The organism is Streptomyces sp. 840.1 (genome assembly GCF_003751445.1).
Classification (GTDB): domain Bacteria; phylum Actinomycetota; class Actinomycetes; order Streptomycetales; family Streptomycetaceae; genus Streptomyces.
The window spans coordinates 3,103,794-3,123,111 of sequence record NZ_RJUU01000001.1; the positions used below are offsets into that span (position 1 = coordinate 3,103,794).

The window sequence follows — 19,318 nt, forward strand, 5'->3', positions numbered from 1 at the left end:
CCCTACCGCTAGGCGGAGTTAGTTGAGTACGCAGAACAGGCTGACGCATATCGACGAGGCGGGCGCCGCCCGCATGGTCGACGTCTCCGAGAAGGACGTCACCGCGCGCGTCGCCCGTGCCAGCGGCCGGGTCCTCGTCTCGCCCCGCGTCATCGAACTGCTCCGGGGCGAAGGGGTCCCCAAGGGCGACGCCCTCGCCACCGCGCGCATCGCCGGGATCATGGGGGCCAAGCGCACCCCCGACCTGATCCCCCTCTGTCACCCGCTCGCCGTCTCCGGTGTCAAGGTCGACCTGAGCGTGGCCGACGACGCGGTGGAGATCCTCGCGACCGTGAAGACCACGGACCGCACGGGCGTGGAGATGGAGGCCCTGACCGCGGTGTCGGTCGCCGCGCTCACCGTGGTCGACATGATCAAGGCGGTCGACAAGGCCGCGGTCATCACCGACATCCGGGTCGAGGCGAAGTCGGGCGGCAAGTCCGGCGAGTACGTCCGCACCGCACCCGCCGGAGCGGACGCGTGAGCGCCCCCGGGCCCTCCGCCGGCTACCGCGCCCTCGTGGTGACCGCGTCCAACCGGGCCGCCGTCGGGGTCTACGCCGACAAGGGCGGCCCGCTGATCGCCGAGGCGCTGACCGGGCTCGGCTTCACCGTGGACGGCCCGCAGGTCGTCCCCGACGGCGATCCGGTCGAGCAGGCGCTGCGGGACGGGGTGGCTGCCGCGTACGACGTCATCGTGACCACCGGCGGCACGGGCATCTCGCCCACCGACCGCACCCCCGAGGCGACCCGCCGGGTCCTGGACCACGAGGTCCCCGGCATCCCCGAGGCGATCCGTGCCGAGGGCCGCGACAAGGTCCCCACGGCCGCGCTCTCGCGCGGTGTCGCGGGCGTGGCCGGCCGCACGCTCGTCGTCAATCTGCCCGGCTCCACCGGCGGGGTGCGCGACGGGCTCGCGGTCCTGACCCGGCTCCTGGTGCACGCCGTCGACCAGCTCCGCGGCGGCGATCACCCCCGACCCGGGAGCCCGAGCTGAACGTCCCGACCTGGCCGGTGACCCTGGTGGACGGCGACGTCACCCTCCGGCCGATAAAGCTGCGCGACCAGACCACGTGGCGCGAGGTCAACCGGCGCAACCGGGACTGGCTGCGCCCCTGGGAGGCGACCGTGCCGCCGCCCGCCCCCGGCGGTCCGGTGGCCCAGCGCCCCACGTACCGGCAGATGATCCGCCATCTGCGCTCCGAGGCCCACGCCGGCCGGATGCTGCCGTTCGCCATCGAGTACCGGGGCCGGCTGGTCGGCCAGCTGACCGTCGCCGGAATCACCTGGGGTTCGATGTGTTCGGGCCATGTCGGCTACTGGGTCGACCAGGACGTGGCCGGCCGAGGGGTGATGCCGACCGCGGTCGCACTCGCCGTCGACCACTGTTTCCGCACGGTCGGACTGCACCGGATCGAGGTGTGCATTCGCCCGGAGAACGCCCCCAGCCGTCGGGTGGTGGCGAAACTCGGATTCCGTGAGGAAGGGATCCGGCCCCGCTATCTGCACATCGACGGCGCCTGGCGCGACCACCTGATCTACGCGCTCACGGCCGAGGAGGTGCCCGACGGGCTGCTCCGGAGGTGGCAGCGGGCCAGGCCGGAGAAGCCTGAACATCGCACTAAATGAAATATGTGTTCGAAATTGATCGCTGTTTGACTGCTAACGGACGAGCAAGCGCCGACTGTTGATCCGAACAATCACAAAAAAAGTCCGTGATATCAGCAGGATCGTGCGACACACCGCGCCAATTGGCGGATGCCTCCAGGCAAACCCCTCTACGGTGTGAGATGTGAGCAGCAGCGGCCTCATCTACGCAGTCATCGTCGGGGCCTGGGCCGCCTACTTGGTGCCGATGTGGCTCCGCAGGCAGGACGAGCTCAACGAAGCCCGTCCGACGGAACGCTTCAGCACCGCCATCCGGCTGCTGTCCGGACGGGCGGCGATGGAGCGCCGGTATGCCAAGGGGCTGCAGGAGCGCACCGACGATGAGGCGGCGCCCGGCGCCGAGCCGGACGTGAGCACGGATCGAATGGATTCCGTCGACGTCCGGAACTTCTCCGCGCCTCCGGCGCACACCGAGGCCCGGGTCCACGACCCGGCTCGTGCCCCGGAGCGTGCACCGAAGCAGCGCCCGGCCCGGGAACGCCCGGCATCCCCCACCGACCCGGCACCCGTACCCGCACGGCGCGCTCGACCGCGCCCCGGCGGGATCGACGCCGAACGAGCCCGGCGCGCGCAGCGCACGCAGGTCCTCGCACGCCGTCGCCGCACCACCGTCGTCCTCTTCCTCGCCTTCACGCTCGGCGCGGTCGTCGCGGCGGTCGGCGGCCTAGGCTTCCTCTGGGCCCCCGCCGCTCCCGCGGTGCTGCTGAGCACGTACATCGTGCATCTGCGCGCCCAGGAGCGGCGCAGGTTCGCCTTCACCATGGACCGGCGACGGGCCGAGGTGGCGGCGCAGCACCTGCGCGAGAGCCGCACGCGCAGGCACCAGCCCGCCGCGACGGCCCCCGCGGAGTCCGACGAGGACCCCGAAGCGCGTCACCCCGCCCCCGAGCCCACCCCCACGGTCTCCCCGCAGGAGGCCGGCCGCCGCGCCCTGGTCGAGCAGACGGACCACGCGGAGTGGGTGGACCAGCAGCGCGAACGCGGCCGGGTCCAGGGCGACAGCTGGGAGCCGGTCCCGGTCCCGCTGCCGACCTACGTCACGGCCCCGGTCGCCCCGCGCGCCTCGGGCGGCGTCGAGGTCGGCAACCCGGAGACCTGGAGCGCGGCCCGCTCCAGCACCGCCGAACCCACGCAGCCCCCGGCACCCCCCGTGGACCCCGCCCCGCGCCAGCGCACCAACCAGTCCCGCCGCTCCCGCGACCGGGGCCGGACCCCCCTCTTCGACCAGTACGACGAGGACGACCGCCCCCGCGCGGCCAACGAGTGAGGCCTCCGCCCCACCCGGGGACGCCGACTCGGCTGACCAGCACCTAACCGATTTCCGAGCACCCCGTTGAGGGTGCTAAAGTTTCACTCGTTGCAAGGGCCTGTGGCGCAGTCTGGTAGCGCACCTCGTTCGCATCGAGGGGGTCTGGGGTTCAAATCCCCACAGGTCCACCGCACACACGAGATCCCGTCCGATCTGATTGATCGGGCGGGATCTTGGCGTTTCCGGGGTCTGTTCGAGGCGATGTCCGAACGCGATCGGTGCCGGACGCGGTTGCTTGGCGGTCGTCGACCTGATCTTTCGGGGTGGTTCGGGTGCGTGAGTCGTTTCTGGGCTGTCGGCGGGCATGCGTGATCCCGGCTGGAGCTGCTGGGGTTTCAGATGGCCTCGTGGATCTCCGGCCCTGTGGGCGGGGCAGCCCGGCCGCGTCGGGGGGCGTGGATGCCGATCCAGCCAGCGCGGCGACTTCGTGGGAGGTGCCGGTCGCTTGTGTTCGGGTGGTCTGAGCGACCTCGTCAACGCCCAGTCGAAAGTGCTGGACGCTGCCGGACGAAGCGCGGCGGACTGGCGGGCCGACGGAGCAGAAGCTACGACCGCCACCGAAACGGCGCGGGCGTCAGCCCCGGTCCGGACGCGTCACCCGGTCATAGCGCGCCCGCCCCACCCCCGCCGCGACCGTCAGCGGGATCGTGAGGAGGGCGGCCGTCAGGAACAGGCCCCTGTACGCGTGGTGTTCCGCGGGGCCGGCGGCGATGGCGCTCGCCAGGGCGCTGCCGACGTAAAGGGCCAGGCCGAACATCGCCACACCGGTGGCGCGGGCCGCCGGGGACAGGCCGGTGGCCCAGGACTGGATCGTGGAGTGCATGAACGACCAGCCGCCGCCGAGCAGCAGCGTGCACACCACCAGCGCGGGCACCGACCGGCTGGCCGCCGCGAGGCCGAAGGCCAGGGCCATCTGCACCCCGCCGACCACCATCAGCCGCACCGGCGTCCAGCGCCCCACCAGCCGCTTCACCGTCTGGGCCGCAGCCATGGAGCCCACCCCGTACAGCGCGGACACCGCGCCGGCCAGCATCGCCGACGCCCCCTGGGCCTCCAGGGCGGGCGCGATGTACGTCAAAAAGCCCAGCAGGACCGCGCCTTCGAGCATGGCCACCGCCATCACGTACCACTGCCAGCGCGAGCGCAGGACGACCTTGAACGGGGTGAGCAGCGCCCCCGGCGCCGCACGCGGCGGCTCCGGCAGGCGGCGCAGGGCGACGGCCAGGTAGGCGGCGATTACGCCGGGCAGCGCGAAGACGAGACGCCAGCTCACGAAGTGCGCCAGGGCGCCGGCGGCGACGGTCGCCACGGCCGTGCCCAGGGCGAACGCGGTCATCAGCTCGCTCAGCGGGCGCTGGCGGACCGCCGCGGGCACGGTGTCCCCGATGTAGGTGATGGACGCGGCGATGGACGCCGCGAAGAACGCGCCGGCCGCGGCCCGCGCCACGATCAGCACCGTCGCGTCGGGCGCGAGCACCGAGCAGAGCGCGGCGACCGCGGCGCCGGCCAGGGAGATCCGCATGACGCGCACCCGGCCGAGCCGGTCGCTGGCCAGTCCCCACACCGGCTGCATTAGACCGTAGGCGAGGAAGTAGCCGCTGGCCGCGAGCATCACCGTCGGCAGCGCTACGCCCAGCTGGGCGCCGATGAGCAGCAGCATCGGGGTGATGCAGAAGCGGTCGAAGTTGCTGACAAACCCGGCGGCCCGCAGCAGCCGTAACGAGGCGGCAGGCAGGGCCGGCAGCGCGGGCGGCACGGGCAGCGCGGGTGCCTCCGGCGGCGATACGGGAGCCTCCCCGGGCGCAGGGGCTGCCGCGCCACGCGCCGCCGAAGGGGCGGCGGCGTGCCCGGCTCCCTCGGCGGACCCGGACGGGACGGCGGGCCCGGATGCGGCGGCTGACCCGGACGGGGCGGCGGGCCCGGATGCGGCGGCTGACCCGGCCGAGTCCGCGGACCCGGCCGAGTCCGCGGGCCTCGCCGGGCCGGCGGGCCCCGCTGAGTCGGTGGTTTCCGTATGGGCGTCCATGACGGCTCTCCTTTGTGGCAATCCTGCGGTGGTCGCTCAGTCCCGCACCAGACCCGGCCTGGCTGGTGGTTCCACCCCATCACCGCCGGTGAGCGGCGCGGCCCCGCAGCCGATTACCCTTGCTCACACCCTGGGAGTGCGGGGCGAGGAGGGATCATGAACGGCGGCGCGGGCAGCGTCCGGGACCGGGAACTGGGCGCGTTCCTGCGCTCGCGGCGTGAGCGGCTGACGCCCGCCGAGCTGGGGCTGCCCGGGTCCGCACGGCGGCGCACCCCGGGGCTGCGGCGCGAGGAGGTCGCGGAGCTCGCCGGGATCAGCAGCTCCTGGTACGCGTGGCTGGAGCAGGGCCGGGTGCGCACGTCGGAACAGGTGCTCCGGGCGGTGGCGCGGGCGCTGCGCCTGGACGCGGACGAGACCGCGCACGTGCTGTCGTTCCTGGAGCACGCCGCGCCGGACGAACACCCGCCGGGATGGGTCTCGCGCAACCTGCTGACCCTGGTGGAGGCACTGACGCCCAACCCGGCCGTGGTGCTCGACCCGCACTGGGACCTGCTGGCCTGGAACTCGGGGTACGCAGCCCTGCTCACCGATCCGGCCAGGCTCGCGCCCAAGCAGCGCAACCTGCTGTGGCTGGTGTTCCGCTGGGCGCCCGCCCGTACGCTGCTGGCCAGTTGGGAGCCCGAGGCGCGGAGCCTGTTGGGTCAGTTCCGGGCGAAGGCGGCCCGACATCCCGAGGACGGCCGGTACGTCGAGATCACCGCGGAACTGCTCGCCGACCCGGACGCGGCGCGCTGGTACGGCCGCCGGGAGACCTCGGCGTTCCATCCCGCCGTACGCCACTTCCGGCATCCGGCCGCCGGCGATCTGCGGCTGCGCTACGTCAAGCTCGCCGCCGTCGACGAGCCGGGCCACCATCTGCTCGCCTACCTGCCCGACGACCCGGCGACGCAACAGGCCCTGGGAACGCTGGGGGCGCCGGGCCGCTGAGCGGGGTGCGGCGCCGCCCCGCGTACCGACGGCACGCGGGGCGGCGGGGCGAGGAGGGGCGGGCCAGGGCGACCGCCCCCCCGCCCTCAGGTGCGCGACCCGCTCAGGAGGTGAGCACCGCCTTCATCACCGACCCGTCCGCGACCGCCCCGAGCGCGTCGGCGTGCCGCTCCAGCGGGAACGGCGTGACCAGGCTCGCCAGGTCGAAGCGGGCGGTGAGCGCGGGCAACAGGCATACGTACTCGACGAGATGGGCTCCGGTGAAGGCCCAGGAGCCGATGACGTCCAGCTGCCGGTGCACGATCGGGTGCGGGCTGACAAGGCGTACGCCTCCCGCAGGAACCGCGCCTACCTGCGCCGCCGCGGGATCCGCTGCACCATCCCGGACAAGGCCGACCAGGCCCGCAACCGCCAGAAGCTCGGCTCCCGCGGTGGCCGGCCGCCACGCTTCGACCCGGTCGACTACCGCGAGCGCCATGCGGTCGAGTGTGGGATCAACCGGCTCAAGAGACACCGTGCGGTCGCCACGCGATACGACAAGCTCGCTGTCCGCTACGAGGCGACCGTGCTGGTCGCAGCCATCAGCGAGTGGCTGTGACCTTGGGCCGTCACGTGGTGGGATCCACGTTCCATGCCGTGGGCAGATCGCTGCCGCAGAAGACGCAGACGAAGTCGTCCTCACGGACGATGTTGCGCTCCTGACAGTCAGGGCATCGCCGGAACATCACCTCGTGGGTGAAGCCGGAGGGCCGCTGGAGCTCTGCAGCGTCCAGGGCGCGGGCGACTTCCGCCCAGGAGGTGACATCTGGGCAGTAGCCGGTGGACTGGTTGCTGACCTCGCTCACGGTCCACCGGTCTGCCTCGCGCATGAAGCTGATCTCACATGCGCTCAGGACCATGTCTCCGCCAGCACAGGCCACGTGCTCGCTCCGGCGCGCCGCCAGCCGAAGCACACCGTCCACGCCGACCACGAAGGTGAACGGTTCGGCCAGCTCGACCGCCGACTGCTCCACAATCCAGCCGTCGAAGTCAGCCGCCGAGCCGATACGACGCCCGCCGTCACCAGGCCGGACCGCGGCCTTCAGCTCGACCGGTCCGACATATCGATAACTCCGCCCCCGCCCAGTCACGTCAGCCAACCTAGAGCACTTCCGACACACGCCCTAGTCGACCCGTCACGTCGTCAGAGCCAGTTGCTACGTCAAGGCGCACGCCAGGGCGAAGCAGACCAATCCACCTGTCGGCATCCCCGGGCGACAGATGCTGCAAGGCAAGGGAGCGAAGGGCATCCCGGGAACCATGTGTCATGCGCCCGATCATCCGCGGCGCCACTGACAGCGACTGAGAGGGCGCGCATCCGTTGGCGGTCCGCCGCTGACCCTTCGCTTCCCGACCCGACCCGTCCCGTCCCGTCCCTTCGTCTCTCTGTTTCCGGTCGTGGCCGTTGTCGCCCTGCTCGGCCGCACGGCCGACCTGCCTCGGTCGCAGGGCGCGGCATTCCTTCCGCAGAGTTCACCGAACGGCTGGACAGGGCGCGGGACGGTGGTCCGGGGGAGGAGTTCCTGCGCACGCCGGCCGGCCGGTCCCCGCAGACCAGCCGCAAGAGGTGCGCCCGGCGCACCGGTTGGGCGGCCCGGCGCGCCCCCGGTCAGTTCTTGATCCGGTCCTCCAGAGCGGTGCGCCAGGCCGGGAGGACCGTCTCGCGCGCCGGTGCGCTGCCGCGTCCGCCCCGGCTCAGGAAGTCCGACAGCGGCAGGGACGCGGCGCCCACGGTGACCGCGTCGGGGCCCAGCCTGCCCAGCTCCACGGTGACCTTCGAGGCCGGGTGGGACAGGGAGTAGGCCACGGCGTGGGCCCGGACCTCGTCGAGGTGGCGGGCCCCGAACTGCAGCCCCGCCCAGCCGCCGATCAGGACGCGGTCGGGCTGGAGGAGGTTGATGAGACCCGCCACCCCGGCGCCCAGGTACTCGGCGGTCTCCCGGACCAGCGCGCGGGCCACGGGGTCGGGCCGGGTGCCGTCGTCCGGGGCGGCCGCGGCGAGCAGCGCGGTGAGGCGGGTCTCCTGGTCGACGCCTTCCGGAGGGTGCCCGCCGACCTCCTGCCAACGCTGCACGAGGGCCTCCGCGCCCGCGTACGCCTCCAGGCATCCCGATGAGCCGCAACGGCACTGCCGGCCGCCCACCCGCACGGTCAGATGGCCCCATTCCAGGGCCCGACCCTGGGGGGCGTCCTCCGCGAAGAGGCACGCGCTGACGCCGGAGCCGAAGAGGATCGCCACGGCGCTGTGCGCACCCCGGCCGGCCCCGAACCACATCTCGGCCCGGCCGAGCGTCTTGGCCCCGTTGTCGATGACGTAGGGCACGGAGTGCGGGAGGCTGCCGGCCTCGCGCAGCAGCGTCTCCAGGGGGACCGCGTCCCAGCCGATGGTCTGGCCGTGCACGATGGCGCCCCGCACCGGATCGTGCTCCACGACGCCGGGGACGCCGATGCCGACGCCGATGAGACCCTCCGCCCCGAGCCCGGCCGTCGCCAGCACCTCGTCGATGCCGCTGCGGATGTGGTCCACGATCTGGTCCACTTCGTATACGTTCGCCGCCAGCGGCCTTTCGGTGCGGGCGAGTTCGGCCAGGGTGAAGTCGAGGGCCGCGACACGCACCCGGGTCTCCCCGACGTCGATGCCGATCAGATGGCCGTGACCTGGGTTGACCCGGAGCAGGGCGCGCGGGCGCCCGCCGTCCGACTCCACGCTGCCGGCCTCCTCCACCAGGTCATCGGCGACGAGTTCGGTGACCACGTTGCTGACGGAACCCGAGCTGAGACCGGTGGCGGTGCCCAGCTCCGGGCGGCTCATCGGCCCATCGAAATACAAATGTTGCAATACGGCCGCACGGCTGCTCCGGCGCAGGTCACGCACCGTACGTCTGGTCCGCTGGGCCATCTGGGCTCCTTCCCCGCTCGCTCGGCAGGCACGCTACCGCGCCTCCGGCTCTTGACGCGACCTTCTCATGAGGCTTAACTCACGCCATAAATTAAGCCATGGGGGTTGCGTGGCCGCTCGCCGGGTTCCGGTCGCGGACTCGGCACGTCCGGCTTGGACGCTCCTCAGGAAGGGACACCTGGAGCCATGCGAAGTATCCGAGTAGTCGCCAGCAGTGCGGCAGTCATCTCCCTGCTCGCCGCCGCGACCGCGTGTGGTGGCGGAGAGTCCGCGGGCGGCGGGTCCAGCTCGCCGAAGACGCTCACCTACTGGGCCTCCAACCAGGGACCCAGCCTTGAGGCCGACAAGAAGATCCTCACTCCCGAACTGAAGAAGTTCGAGAAGCAGACCGGCATCAAGGTCAAGCTGGAAGTCGTTCCCTGGTCGGACCTGCTCACGCGCATCCTCACGGCGACGACCTCCGGCAAGGGCCCCGATGTGCTGAACATCGGCAACACCTGGTCCTCCTCGCTCCAGGCGACCGGCGCGCTGCTGCCCTGGGACGACGCGAACTTCGCCAAGGTCGGCGGCCGCGACCGCTTCGTGGAGTCGGCGCTCGGCTCGACCGGTGCGCAGGGCAAGGACCCGGCCGCGCTGCCGCTCTACTCCATGGCGTACGCCCTCTACTACAACAAGGCGATGTTCAAGGAGGCCGGCATCGAGAAGCCGCCGGCCACCTGGGCCGAGGTCGCCGAGACCGGCAAGAAGCTGTCGAAGGACGGCAAGTGGGGCCTCGGGGCCGAGGGCTCGAACCTCTCCAACAACATCCACCAGGTGTTCGTCCTGGCCAAGCAGCACGGCGCGGACTTCTTCGACTCCGAGGGCAAGCCGAACTTCACCGACGACAAGGTCGTCGCGGCGGTCAAGCAGTACGTCGACATGATGGCCAAGGACAAGATCGTCGCGCCCGGCAATGCCGAGTACGCGCAGAACCAGTCGCTCAGCGACTTCTCCAAGAACAAGACGGCCATGGTGCTGTGGCAGGCCGCGGCCACCACGTTCAAGTCCCAGGGCATGAAGGACTCCGACTGGGGCGTCGCACCGGTGCCGGTCCAGTCCGGGAAGCCGGGCCAGGGCGAGCAGATCAACTCGATGGTCGCCGGCATCAACATCGCCGTCTTCAAGAACAGCAAGAACCTCGACGGCGCCACGAAGTTCGTCAAGTTCATGACGAGCGACGAGGAGCAGAAGCTGCTCTGTAAGACGTACGGCTCGATCCCGCCGGTGAAGGCCGCCCAGGGCGACGCGGCGTTCAACCGGCCCGAGCTCCAGGTCCTGAAGAACACCCTCGCCACCAGCGCCTCGGCGCTGCCGCAGGTCCCCAACGAGTCGCAGTTCGAGACGTCGGTCGGTACCGCGGTCAAGTCCCTGTTCGCCAAGGCCGCCGGCGGTGCGTCGATCAGCACGGCGGACGTCAAGGCCGAGCTCACCAAGGCTGAGCAGCAGATGGCCAGTCAGTGAGTGATTCGTCCATGACCACCATCGTGAACCCCGTGCAGGGGGACCCGGCGGTGCGCAAGGACACTCCCGGGGAGGCGCCGCGCAAGCAGCGCCGCCCCGGGCGCCTGCGCCGCCTCAGCCTTCCCTACCTGCTCCTGCTCCCCGCGGTCGTGCTGGAACTCCTCGTCCACCTGGTGCCGATCGCCTTCGGCTTCATCATGGCGTTCAAGGAGCTCACGCAGTTCTATCTGCGTGACTGGTCCAACGCTCCCTGGCGCGGCATGGAGAACTTCCGTATCGCCGTCGACTTCGACGCGCCCGTCGGCAAGGCGCTGCTGCACTCGTTCTGGGTCACCTGTCTCTTCACCCTGCTCGCGGTCGCCCTGTGCTGGCTGCTGGGCGTCGCGGCGAGCATCTTCATGCAGGAGGCCTTCGCCGGACGGGGCTTCCTGCGGACGCTGTTCCTCGTGCCGTACGCGTTGCCCGTCTACGCGGCCGTCATCACCTGGGCGTTCATGTTCCAGCGGGACAACGGCCTGGTGAACCACGTGCTGCACGACCAGCTCGGGCTCACCGACGGGCTGCCCTTCTGGCTGATCGGTGACAACGCCTTCTACACCCTGCTGATCGTCTCGGTCTGGAAGGGCTGGCCCTTCGCCTTCCTGATCGTGATGGCGGGACTGCAGAACATCCCCAAGGACCTGTACGAGGCGGCCGCGCTGGACGGTGCCGGCATGTGGCAGCAGATCCGCCGCATCACCCTGCCGTCGCTGCGGCCGGTCAACCAGGTACTGATCCTCGTGCTGTTCCTGTGGACGTTCAACGACTTCAACACGCCGTTCGTGCTGTTCGGCAAGTCCGCACCGGAGTCGGCCGACCTCATCTCCGTACACATCTACCAATCGTCGTTCGCTACCTGGAACTTCGGCACCGGAGCCGCGATGTCGGTCCTCCTGCTGCTGTTCCTGCTGCTGGTGACGGCGGTCTACCTGCTGCTCACCTCTCGTGGGAGGAAGGCCTCACGTGGCTAGCCACACCGTCCCGGGGGCCCGTGCCCCGCGCTCGCCGATGGCCTCCCCGCGCTCATTCGTCTGGGCCCGGCGGGTCTTCCTGACCCTGCTCGCGGGCTTCGTCCTGCTGCCCGTCTACGTCATGGTCTCCAGCTCCCTCAAGCCGCTGGAGGACGTGTCGGGCAAGTTCCAGTGGCTGCCCACCGGGCTGACGATCCGGCCGTACTTCGACATCTGGAAGACCGTTCCGCTCGGCCGGTACTTCGCCAACTCCCTGATCGTGGCGGGCTCGGCGACCGTACTGTCCGTGATCATCGCGGTGTTCGCCGCCTACGCCGTCAGCCGCTACACGTTCCGCGGCAAGCGGGTCTTCACCGTCACGGTGCTGTCCACCCAGATGTTCCCCGGCATCCTCTTCCTGCTGCCGCTGTTCCTCATCTACGTGAACATCGGCGACGCCACCGGCATCGAGCTGTTCGGCTCGCGCGGCGGTCTGATCCTCACCTACCTCACGTTCTCGCTGCCGTTCTCGATCTGGATGCTCATCGGGTACTTCGAGTCGGTGCCCAGGGAGCTGGACGAGGCCGCCATGGTGGACGGCTGCGGCCCGCTCAAGGCCCTGTTCCGGGTGGTGGTGCCGGCCGCGACGCCGGGCATCGTCGCGGTGGCCGTCTACGCGTTCATGACGGCCTGGGGCGAGGTGCTGTTCGCCTCCGTGATGACCACGGAGACCACCCGCACCCTCGCCGTCGGTCTGCAGGGCTACTCCACCCAGAACGACGTGTACTGGAACCAGATCATGGCCGCCTCGCTCGTCGTGAGCATCCCCGTGGTCGCCGGATTCCTGCTGCTCCAGCGCTACCTGGTCGCCGGACTGACGGCCGGTGCGGTCAAGTGACGCGCGGCGGTCGGAGGTCTGACCGCCGCGCCCTCCGCTGAGCCCGGGGCCCGCGAAGCCGGCCCGGCAGGGCACGGGCGCGGGGGGTGCGGCGGCCCTACTCGCAGAAGATCCGCACCTGGCCGCTGGGGTCGTCGACGTCGACGGTGACCTCGTCGAGCTGTTCGACGAGCTCCTCCAGGTGCTCGGGCTTGAGTTCGGTGAGATCGATCGGGACGCCCGACCTGCGCAGTTCCGTGTTGGCCCGGGTGAGGGCCTGCGGCGGGAGGAGGCTGGCGATGCGGACGCCCGCGCGCAGCAGCTGGAGCGGCACCTGGATGTTGACCCGGCTCGGCCCCTCGCCGGTGCCGTCGTCCTCCGAGTTGACCATCACGCGCAGGTACTTGGCCCGGGACTTCGGGCGGGGCGTGGCTCCCGCGGCCGGCTCGGGCTGCTGGCGCTGGAGGGCGTCGATCAGCCGCTCCGCCTCGTCCGCGGTGATCTTGCCCTCTGCCAGCATCTGCAGGATCTGTCGGCGTTGCTCGTTCATCGTGGTTCTCCCCCTCTGGGACCTGTGAGTCATCTGACGCTTATCCGAAAGGCCATGGGGCCGTGTTCGATCTCGAACCGGGTGCCGGGCAGTGCCCACAGCAGCTGCCAGGCGGCGCGCAGCACGCTCACCGGGCTCAGCCGGAAGCGCCGGCGGCACGCGATCAGCCCGGCCGGTACGGCGAGCAGCAGCAGCGGCGACAGCAGCAGGGCGACCGGCAGGAGCGGGATGTGCAGCCGGCGGCGGCTGCCGTTGGTGCGGCGGTAGCCCACCGTCACCAGTTGCGGGATCACCGGGGCCGCTCCAGCTCGTCCAGCGCCTCCTGGGCGCTGATCTCCCCGCGCTGGAGGCGGTCGACGACATCGGCTCCGGCGGGCGCCGGGTCGGTGTCGACGAAGTCGAGGCCCTCCGCGATCCGCTTCAGCCGGGCCTTGACCGTCGGGTAGCTCACCCCGAAGACCCGCTCCATCTCCTTGATCGAGCCGTGCGACCGGACGAACGCGGCGACGAACACCTGGTCGTCGGCGGTGAGCCGCGCCAGCTGCGGCGGCTCGAACTCCCCCTCGACCGCGACGCCGCTGTCGGTGAGCCGGACCCGCTCGACGACGAACGGCCGGCCCTGGGTCAGGTCCGTCAGTTCCTGCCAGTCCACCTTCGGCTCCTCTGCACTCGATGATGTGCTCGTAGCCAGTTCTATATTGAGTTCTTCAAGGAGTCAACGTCAAAAACTTAAGTTCTCTGATTTGATCTTCAATATTACAGCCTTGCGGCCGCTCGGGCATGCCTCGCGGCCCGCTGGGCTCAGGCCGTCGCGCCCCGCAGTGGCTTCGCGAAGCAGCGGCTGCTCTCGTACGTCCGGTAGTGGCCGAACTTCTCGCAGGGCTCGTAGCCGCTGGAGAGGTACAGTGCGATCGCCTCGGGCTGCTTGTCGCCGGTCTCCAGGACCATGCGGGTGCGGCCCGCCGCTCGGGCGTCGGCCTCCAGGGCGGCCAGGATGCGGCGGGCCAGGCCGTGGCCGCGCCCCTCGGGTATCACGAACATCCGCTTGAGCTCGGCGTCACCGTCCGAGTAGCCCTCGTCGTTGCGCTCCTGCGCGCGCCAGCCGCCGGTCGCAACCGGGCGGTCCGACGCGTCGTAGGCGAGCAGGTACAGGCCGCGCGGCGGGTCGAACATCGTGGCGTCCAGCGGTGTGATGTCGCCCTCGTCCCCGTAGCGCTCGGCGTATTCGAGCTGCACCTGGTCGTTGAGTTTGACGGCGTCGGGGTGATCGTAGGGCCGCGGCTGGATATTCATGCGAATGATGGTACATGTATGCGTTCAGCTGGGCCGGTATCGTGCCGGGATGCTCACTGTGACCACAGTAAATGTGAACGGTCTCCGCGCCGCCGCCAAGAAGGGCTTCGTCGAGTGGCTGGCGCAGACCGACGCCGATGTGATCTGCCTCCAGGAGGTGCGGGCCGAGGCGCAGCAGCTGGCCGAGCACGTGCGCGAGCCCGAGGGGTGGCACACCGTTCACGCCCCGGCTGCCGCCAAGGGCAGGGCCGGGGTCTCGCTCTACTCCCGCCGGGCGCCCGAGCGGGTGCAGACCGGCTTCGGCGGCTTCGGGGTCCCCGGGGCGGAGGAGTTCGACGCGAGCGGCCGGTACGTCGAGATCGACCTGCCGGGTGTCACGGTCGCGAGCCTGTACCTGCCCTCCGGCGAGGTCGGCACGGAGCGGCAGGAGGAGAAGGAGCGCTTCATGGCGGCCTTCCTCCCCTACCTGGCCGGGCTGAAGGCGCGGGCCGCCGCCGACGGCCGCGAGGTGGTGGTCTGCGGTGACTGGAACATCGCCCACCAGGAGGCCGACCTCAAGAACTGGAAGGGCAACAAGAAGAACGCCGGCTTCCTCCCCGAGGAGCGGGCCTGGCTGACCCGGGTCTTCGATGAGGCCGCGTACGTCGATGTCGTACGGGCGCTGCACCCGGACGTCGAGGGCCCGTACTCGTGGTGGTCCTACCGGGGCCGCACCTTCGACAACGACACGGGATGGCGGATCGACTACCAGGTGGCCACCCCGGGGCTGGCCGCGCGCGCCGCCAAGGCGTACGTGGAGCGGGCCGCCACGCACGAGGAGCGCTGGAGCGACCACGCGCCCGTGACGGTGGTGTACGAGCAGTAGGGCGTACGGGCGCTACTGCGCCGCCTCCGCGTCGCGGCGCAGTCGCCGGTCCAGGGCCATCGAGAGCTCCGCGTCGACCACCGCGCGTGCCAGCGGCCGCAGCTGGGGAGGCTCATCCTGTGTGCTGTGATCGCGCAGGGTCGAGACGAAGAGGTCGGCCAGGGCGTCCGCGTGTTCGCGGACCCGGCGGCCGGAGGCGAGGACGGTGGCGAGCGGGACGCCCTCCCGCACCAGTTCGGCGGAGACCTCCAGGAGGCGGCGGCTGATGTGCACGATCTCGTCGCCGTCCGTGCCGAGGTAGCCCAGCTCCATCGCGGCCGCCAGGTTCTCCGGCGTGGACTCGCCCTCGAAGTAGTCCGCGAGCTGCTCGGGCGTGAGCCGGACCGGCGTCTCCTCGGTCGGTTCGCCCAGGCCCAGCACCTCGGCCACGTCGCGGCCGCTCTCGAAGGTGCGGGCCAGGTCGGCGATGCCGGTCAGGGTGTGGCCGCGCTCCAGCAGACCGGTGATCGTGCGCAGCCGGGCGAGGTGGTGGTCGTCGTACCAGGCGATGCGGCCCTCGCGGCGCGGCGGTGAGATCAGGCCGCGTTCCCGGTAGAAGCGCAGGGTCCGGACGGGGATGCCGGCTTCCTTGGCCAGCTCCTCCATGCGGTATTCGCGGTGCTCGTGTCCGTCAGCCACCCCCGCACCCTACCGGCCGGTCCGGGGCGCGGGCCGCTTGTTGAACCGCCGGTAACTTTCCCTCGCCGCACCCCTACCCATCGGTACGGGGCTGCTCTAGTCTCCCAACAGTGCCAGTGATTGCTGGCAGAGTCGTGTGACGTACCGCGGGGAGGCGGCAGCATGGCCCAGCACGAACACGTACGAGTGGCGGTGATCGGATCCGGATTCGGGGGCCTCGGAGCCGCTGTCCGGCTCCGCCGCGAAGGCATCACCGATTTCGTGATCCTGGAGCGCGCCGGCTCGGTGGGAGGGACCTGGCGCGACAACAGCTATCCGGGCTGCGCCTGCGACGTACCGTCCCACCTCTACTCGTTCTCGTTCGCCCCCAACCCCGAGTGGCCGCGCACCTTCTCCGGGCAGGAGCACATCCGCGCCTATCTGGAGCACGTCGCGGACACCTTCGGGCTGCGCCCGCACCTCAGGCTGGACCACGAGGTGACGATGATGCGCTGGGACGGCGACGAGCTGCACTGGGTCATCGAGAGCGCGAACGGCACGACCGTGGTGGCCGATGTCGTCGTCTCCGCGACCGGGCCGCTCTCCGACCCGAAGCTGCCCGACATCCCCGGGCTCGCGGAGTTCCCCGGCAAGGTGTTCCACTCCGCCCGCTGGGACCACGACGCCGACCTGACCGGCAAGCGCGTCGCGATGGTCGGCACCGGCGCCTCCGCCATCCAGATCGTGCCGTCGATCCAGCCGAAGGCCGCGAAGCTCACCCTGTTCCAGCGCACCCCGCCCTGGGTCATGCCGAGGATGGACCGCCGGATCAGCGGCGCCGAACGCTGGCTGCACCGCACGCTCCCCCTCACCGGCACCGCACGCCGCGGACTGCTCTGGGGCATAAGGGAGTTGCAGGTCAGCGCCTTCACCAAGCACCCGGACCAGCTCGGCCTGGTCGAGCGGATAGCCAAGTCCAACATGGCCCGCTCCATCAAGGACCCGGCGCTGCGCGCCAAGCTGACCCCCTCGTACCGCATCGGCTGCAAGCGCATCCTGCTCTCCAGCGCCTACTACCCGGCGCTCGCCCAGCCCAATGTGGACGTCGTCGCCTCCGGCCTGAGCGAGGTGCGCGGCTCCACGGTCGTCGCCTCCGACGGCACGGAGGCCGAGGTCGACGCGATCGTCCTCGGCACCGGCTTCCACGTGACCGACATGCCGATCGCGGACCGCGTCGTCGGCGCGGAGGGGAACACCCTCGCGGAGTCCTGGAAGGGCGGCATGCAGGCGCTCCGCGGCGCGAGCGCGGCCGGCTTCCCCAACTGGATGACGATCATCGGGCCCAACACGGGCCTGGGGAACTCCTCGATGATCCTGATGATCGAGGCCCAGCTCAACTACATGGCCGACTACCTCCGCCAACTGGACGTGCTCGGCGGGCGGGTCGCACTCGACGCCCGCCCCTCGGCCGTCGGCGCCTGGAACCGCCGCGTCCAGGAACGGATGAAGCGCACCGTCTGGAACACCGGCGGCTGCACCAGCTGGTACCTGGACGCCAACGGGCGCAACACCACCGTCTGGCCCGGCACCACCGCCGAGTTCCGCAAGGTGACCCGGACGGTCGACATATCCGAGTACCAGGTCGTCCGCGTACCCGCGCAGCGCGGCGCGGAGCAGGCCCTCTCCGAGGAGGTCGCCGGATGAGCCGCCCGACCCGCACCGGCAGCACCCGCCCGGTGCCCGTACGCGAACTCATGGCCGTCTCCGCCGACGGCTCCCGCGTCCACGTCGAGGTGCACGGACCGGACGGCGCCCCGGCGGTGGTCCTCGCCCACGGCTGGACCTGCAACACCGGCTTCTGGGACGCCCAGATCCGGGACCTCTCCGTCGACCACCGGGTCATCGCCTACGACCAGCGCGGCCACGGCACCTCACCCGCCGCCCGCCCCGCCGGATACACCACCGAGGCGCTGGCCGACGACCTCGAAGCGGTGCTCGCCGCCACACTGGAACCGGGCGAGAAGGCCGTGCTGGCCGGGCACTCCATGGGCGGCATGACCATCATGGCCGCCGCCCGCCGGGCCGGTCTTCGCGAACACGCCGCCGCCATACTGCTGTGCAGCACGGGCAGTTCGGGGCTGCTCGCCGAATCACGGGTCGTGCCGATGCGGGCGGGCGCCGTGCGCACCCGGCTCACCCGCGCCATCCTCGGCGCCCGCGCGCCCCTCGGGCCCGTCACTCCGCTCTCCCGCCGCATCCTCAAGTACGCGACGATGGGGCCGGGTTCCGCGCCGGACCGGGTCGACACCTGTGCCCGGATCGTGCACGCCTGCCCCCGTACCCCCAGGTTCGCCTGGGGCCACGTCCTCGCGGAGCTCGACCTCGACGAGGGCGTACGGGAGCTGCGGGTGCCCACCGCGGTGATCGCGGGTACGGAGGACCGGCTGACGCCGCCCGTCCACGCCCGCGCCATAGCGGCGGCGCTCCCCGACTGCCTCGGCCTCACCGAACTGGCGGGCATGGGACACATGACGCCGGTGGAGGCGCCGGAGGCCGTCACGGCGAAAATACGGGAACTGGTGACCGGGTGCCTCCAGGTACGCGGAACGGCAGTAGTCGAGAGCAAGGAAGAGGAGGGGGTCGCATGAGCGGCAGGCACGGTCTCGAAGGACAGGTCGTCGTCGTCACGGGCGCGGCGCGCGGTGTGGGCGAGCTGCTGGCCCGCAAGCTCTCGGCACGCGGCGCGAAGCTCGCGCTGGTCGGCCTGGAGCCGGACGAGCTGAAGAAGGTCTCGGAGCGGCTGCACGGCGACAGCGAGCACTGGCACGCCGACGTCACTGACCACGAGGCGATGGCCCGCGTCGCCCAGGAGGTCAAGGAGCGCTTCGGCAAGATCGACGTCGTCGTCGCCAACGCGGGCGTCGCCTCCGGCGGACCGTTCGTCGACTCCGACCCCGTGGCCTGGCGCCGGGTCATCGAGGTCAACCTCATCGGCGGCGCGGTCACCGGCCGGGCGTTCCTGCCGGTCCTGATGGAGAGCCGAGGCTACTTCCTCCAGATCGCCTCCCTCGCCGCGATCACGCCCGCCCCGATGATGACCGCCTACTGCGCCTCCAAATCAGGCGTCGAGGCCTTCGCCCACAGCCTGCGTGCCGAGGTCGGCTACCAGGGAGTGAAGGTCGGCGTCGGCTACCTCTCCTGGACCGACACCGACATGGTGCGCGGCGCCGACGAGGACGACGTCATGCGCGAACTGCGCCAGCGGCTGCCCTGGCCGATGAACCGCACGTACCCGCTCGGCCCGGCGGTCGACCGGATAGTGGCCGGCATCGAGCGCCGTTCACCGCATGTGTACGCACAGTGGTGGCTGCGCGGCATGCAGTCGGTACGCGGCTACCTGCCCTCCCTGATCGGGGTCGGCGGCCAGCGCGAGATGAAGAGGTTCGGCTCGCGGCTCGAAGGTGTCAGCAAGGGCCTCGTCGGTGCGGGAGGCGCCGCTGACCAGCACGAACGGTCCTCGCGCACATAGCGTGAATGATCGAAATGCGATGAATGCCCGGTCGTGTAAGTCTGGTCGAGGCCCCACGGGGCCATCCCCCACGCACCCCACCGAGGAGTGAA

22 protein-coding genes and 1 tRNA gene are annotated in these 19,318 nt (G+C 71.0%); 14 read left to right on the plus strand and 9 right to left on the minus strand.

The window, feature by feature from the left end; translation table 11 throughout:
• The first annotated feature begins 22 nt into the window (after window positions 1-22).
• The 5 genes from moaC (at window position 23) to EDD93_RS14245 (ending at window position 3,143) form a co-directional block, all read left to right on the plus strand.
• The gene (moaC, locus tag EDD93_RS14225) at window positions 23-523 is read left to right on the plus strand and encodes a cyclic pyranopterin monophosphate synthase MoaC (protein ID WP_123525499.1); all 501 of its coding nucleotides are present in this window, start codon (window positions 23-25) and stop codon (window positions 521-523) included.
• Window positions 520-1,035 carry a molybdenum cofactor biosynthesis protein B gene (locus EDD93_RS14230; RefSeq protein ID WP_123525500.1) on the plus strand — a complete coding sequence of 172 codons (516 nt, stop codon included), beginning with the start codon at window positions 520-522 and terminating at the stop codon, window positions 1,033-1,035. The genes moaC and EDD93_RS14230 overlap by 4 nt, the downstream gene beginning before the upstream one ends.
• 17 nt (window positions 1,036-1,052) lie before the next feature.
• Window positions 1,053-1,667 (plus strand): GNAT family N-acetyltransferase, encoded by a 615-nt coding sequence (locus EDD93_RS14235; protein WP_123525501.1) that lies wholly within the window; start codon window positions 1,053-1,055, stop codon window positions 1,665-1,667.
• 163 nt (window positions 1,668-1,830) lie between these two features.
• Window positions 1,831-2,973, plus strand: a complete 1,143-nt coding sequence (gene glpR / locus EDD93_RS14240) for a gephyrin-like molybdotransferase receptor GlpR (protein WP_123525502.1) — start codon at window positions 1,831-1,833, stop codon at window positions 2,971-2,973.
• Window positions 2,974-3,069: 96 nt separating this feature from the next.
• A tRNA-Ala gene (locus EDD93_RS14245) sits at window positions 3,070-3,143 on the plus strand.
• 446 nt (window positions 3,144-3,589) lie between these two features.
• Here the strand turns inward: EDD93_RS14245 and EDD93_RS14250 are convergent.
• Entirely contained in the window at window positions 3,590-5,041 is a 1,452-nt protein-coding gene (locus EDD93_RS14250; RefSeq protein ID WP_260255735.1) for an MFS transporter, read from the minus strand.
• Between the two features lie 156 nt (window positions 5,042-5,197).
• Here EDD93_RS14250 and EDD93_RS14255 point away from each other — a divergent pair, with 156 nt between their 5' ends.
• Window positions 5,198-6,028 carry a helix-turn-helix domain-containing protein gene (locus tag EDD93_RS14255; protein ID WP_185092311.1) on the plus strand — a complete coding sequence of 277 codons (831 nt, stop codon included), beginning with the start codon at window positions 5,198-5,200 and terminating at the stop codon, window positions 6,026-6,028.
• Window positions 6,029-6,131: 103 nt separating this feature from the next.
• On the opposite strand, the gene EDD93_RS14260 is transcribed toward EDD93_RS14255, so the two are convergent.
• Window positions 6,132-6,329 carry a hypothetical protein gene (locus EDD93_RS14260; protein WP_123525504.1) on the minus strand — a complete coding sequence of 66 codons (198 nt, stop codon included), beginning with the start codon at window positions 6,327-6,329 and terminating at the stop codon, window positions 6,132-6,134.
• A 6-nt stretch (window positions 6,330-6,335) separates the two neighbouring features.
• Between EDD93_RS14260 and EDD93_RS14265 the strand changes: the two genes are divergently transcribed.
• Window positions 6,336-6,626: a transposase gene (locus tag EDD93_RS14265; RefSeq protein WP_398903647.1), complete on the plus strand. Its 291-nt coding sequence runs from the start codon at window positions 6,336-6,338 to the stop codon at window positions 6,624-6,626.
• A 10-nt stretch (window positions 6,627-6,636) separates the two neighbouring features.
• On the opposite strand, the gene EDD93_RS14270 is transcribed toward EDD93_RS14265, so the two are convergent.
• Window positions 6,637-7,158, minus strand: coding sequence for a hypothetical protein (locus EDD93_RS14270; RefSeq protein WP_123527767.1), 522 nt, complete (start codon window positions 7,156-7,158; stop codon window positions 6,637-6,639).
• A gap of 518 nt (window positions 7,159-7,676) precedes the next feature.
• Window positions 7,677-8,966 (minus strand): ROK family transcriptional regulator, encoded by a 1,290-nt coding sequence (locus EDD93_RS14280; protein ID WP_123525505.1) that lies wholly within the window; start codon window positions 8,964-8,966, stop codon window positions 7,677-7,679.
• 186 nt (window positions 8,967-9,152) lie between these two features.
• Between EDD93_RS14280 and EDD93_RS14285 the strand changes: the two genes are divergently transcribed.
• From EDD93_RS14285 to EDD93_RS14295, 3 genes are read left to right on the plus strand one after another with little or no spacing between them, the layout of a single operon-like run.
• Entirely contained in the window at window positions 9,153-10,466 is a 1,314-nt protein-coding gene (locus EDD93_RS14285; RefSeq protein ID WP_123525506.1) for a sugar ABC transporter substrate-binding protein, read from the plus strand.
• A gap of 11 nt (window positions 10,467-10,477) precedes the next feature.
• Window positions 10,478-11,476, plus strand: a complete 999-nt coding sequence (locus EDD93_RS14290) for a carbohydrate ABC transporter permease (protein ID WP_123525507.1) — start codon at window positions 10,478-10,480, stop codon at window positions 11,474-11,476.
• A gap of 37 nt (window positions 11,477-11,513) precedes the next feature.
• Entirely contained in the window at window positions 11,514-12,353 is an 840-nt protein-coding gene (locus EDD93_RS14295; RefSeq protein WP_123525508.1) for a carbohydrate ABC transporter permease, read from the plus strand.
• A gap of 97 nt (window positions 12,354-12,450) precedes the next feature.
• Here EDD93_RS14295 and EDD93_RS14300 read toward each other — a convergent pair whose 3' ends face one another.
• The 4 genes from EDD93_RS14300 to EDD93_RS14315 form a co-directional block, all read right to left on the minus strand.
• Window positions 12,451-12,882 carry an SHOCT-like domain-containing protein gene (locus EDD93_RS14300; protein ID WP_123525509.1) on the minus strand — a complete coding sequence of 144 codons (432 nt, stop codon included), beginning with the start codon at window positions 12,880-12,882 and terminating at the stop codon, window positions 12,451-12,453.
• 29 nt (window positions 12,883-12,911) lie between these two features.
• Window positions 12,912-13,175, minus strand: a complete 264-nt coding sequence (locus EDD93_RS14305) for a hypothetical protein (RefSeq protein WP_123525510.1) — start codon at window positions 13,173-13,175, stop codon at window positions 12,912-12,914.
• Window positions 13,172-13,534: a DUF2089 domain-containing protein gene (locus EDD93_RS14310; protein WP_123525511.1), complete on the minus strand. Its 363-nt coding sequence runs from the start codon at window positions 13,532-13,534 to the stop codon at window positions 13,172-13,174. The genes EDD93_RS14305 and EDD93_RS14310 overlap by 4 nt, the downstream gene beginning before the upstream one ends.
• A gap of 149 nt (window positions 13,535-13,683) precedes the next feature.
• The gene (locus EDD93_RS14315) at window positions 13,684-14,175 is read right to left on the minus strand and encodes a GNAT family N-acetyltransferase (protein ID WP_123525512.1); all 492 of its coding nucleotides are present in this window, start codon (window positions 14,173-14,175) and stop codon (window positions 13,684-13,686) included.
• A 49-nt stretch (window positions 14,176-14,224) separates the two neighbouring features.
• Here EDD93_RS14315 and EDD93_RS14320 point away from each other — a divergent pair, with 49 nt between their 5' ends.
• A complete protein-coding gene (locus tag EDD93_RS14320; RefSeq protein ID WP_123525513.1) occupies window positions 14,225-15,040 on the plus strand; it encodes an exodeoxyribonuclease III in 816 nt (271 codons plus the stop codon).
• Between the two features lie 12 nt (window positions 15,041-15,052).
• Here EDD93_RS14320 and EDD93_RS14325 read toward each other — a convergent pair whose 3' ends face one another.
• Window positions 15,053-15,685 carry a MerR family transcriptional regulator gene (locus EDD93_RS14325; RefSeq protein WP_123525514.1) on the minus strand — a complete coding sequence of 211 codons (633 nt, stop codon included), beginning with the start codon at window positions 15,683-15,685 and terminating at the stop codon, window positions 15,053-15,055.
• A 195-nt stretch (window positions 15,686-15,880) separates the two neighbouring features.
• Here EDD93_RS14325 and EDD93_RS14330 point away from each other — a divergent pair, with 195 nt between their 5' ends.
• From EDD93_RS14330 to EDD93_RS14340, 3 genes are read left to right on the plus strand one after another with little or no spacing between them, the layout of a single operon-like run.
• Complete coding sequence (locus EDD93_RS14330) at window positions 15,881-17,401, plus strand: NAD(P)/FAD-dependent oxidoreductase (protein ID WP_123525515.1); 1,521 nt, start codon at window positions 15,881-15,883, stop codon at window positions 17,399-17,401.
• A complete protein-coding gene (locus EDD93_RS14335; protein WP_123525516.1) occupies window positions 17,398-18,345 on the plus strand; it encodes an alpha/beta fold hydrolase in 948 nt (315 codons plus the stop codon). The genes EDD93_RS14330 and EDD93_RS14335 overlap by 4 nt, the downstream gene beginning before the upstream one ends.
• Window positions 18,342-19,226 (plus strand): SDR family oxidoreductase, encoded by an 885-nt coding sequence (locus tag EDD93_RS14340; protein WP_123525517.1) that lies wholly within the window; start codon window positions 18,342-18,344, stop codon window positions 19,224-19,226. The genes EDD93_RS14335 and EDD93_RS14340 overlap by 4 nt, the downstream gene beginning before the upstream one ends.
• The last annotated feature ends 92 nt before the right edge of the window (window positions 19,227-19,318 follow it).

What these genes read in the sequence shown, in the direction of transcription:
- EDD93_RS14320 (WP_123525513.1), top strand. Translation starts at nt 14,225, where the DNA reads ATGCTCACTGTGACCACAGTAAATGTGAACGGTCTCCGCGCCGCCGCC.
- EDD93_RS14300 (WP_123525509.1), bottom strand. Translation starts at nt 12,882, where the DNA reads ATGAACGAGCAACGCCGACAGATCCTGCAGATGCTGGCAGAGGGCAAG.
- EDD93_RS14255 (WP_185092311.1), top strand. Translation starts at nt 5,198, where the DNA reads ATGAACGGCGGCGCGGGCAGCGTCCGGGACCGGGAACTGGGCGCGTTC.
- EDD93_RS14250 (WP_260255735.1), bottom strand. Translation starts at nt 5,041, where the DNA reads ATGGACGCCCATACGGAAACCACCGACTCAGCGGGGCCCGCCGGCCCG.
- EDD93_RS14285 (WP_123525506.1), top strand. Translation starts at nt 9,153, where the DNA reads ATGCGAAGTATCCGAGTAGTCGCCAGCAGTGCGGCAGTCATCTCCCTG.
- EDD93_RS14290 (WP_123525507.1), top strand. Translation starts at nt 10,478, where the DNA reads ATGACCACCATCGTGAACCCCGTGCAGGGGGACCCGGCGGTGCGCAAG.
- EDD93_RS14295 (WP_123525508.1), top strand. Translation starts at nt 11,514, where the DNA reads ATGGCCTCCCCGCGCTCATTCGTCTGGGCCCGGCGGGTCTTCCTGACC.
- EDD93_RS14330 (WP_123525515.1), top strand. Translation starts at nt 15,881, where the DNA reads ATGGCCCAGCACGAACACGTACGAGTGGCGGTGATCGGATCCGGATTC.
- EDD93_RS14280 (WP_123525505.1), bottom strand. Translation starts at nt 8,966, where the DNA reads ATGGCCCAGCGGACCAGACGTACGGTGCGTGACCTGCGCCGGAGCAGC.
- EDD93_RS14315 (WP_123525512.1), bottom strand. Translation starts at nt 14,175, where the DNA reads ATGAATATCCAGCCGCGGCCCTACGATCACCCCGACGCCGTCAAACTC.
- EDD93_RS14325 (WP_123525514.1), bottom strand. Translation starts at nt 15,685, where the DNA reads ATGGAGGAGCTGGCCAAGGAAGCCGGCATCCCCGTCCGGACCCTGCGC.
- EDD93_RS14340 (WP_123525517.1), top strand. Translation starts at nt 18,342, where the DNA reads ATGAGCGGCAGGCACGGTCTCGAAGGACAGGTCGTCGTCGTCACGGGC.
- EDD93_RS14335 (WP_123525516.1), top strand. Translation starts at nt 17,398, where the DNA reads ATGAGCCGCCCGACCCGCACCGGCAGCACCCGCCCGGTGCCCGTACGC.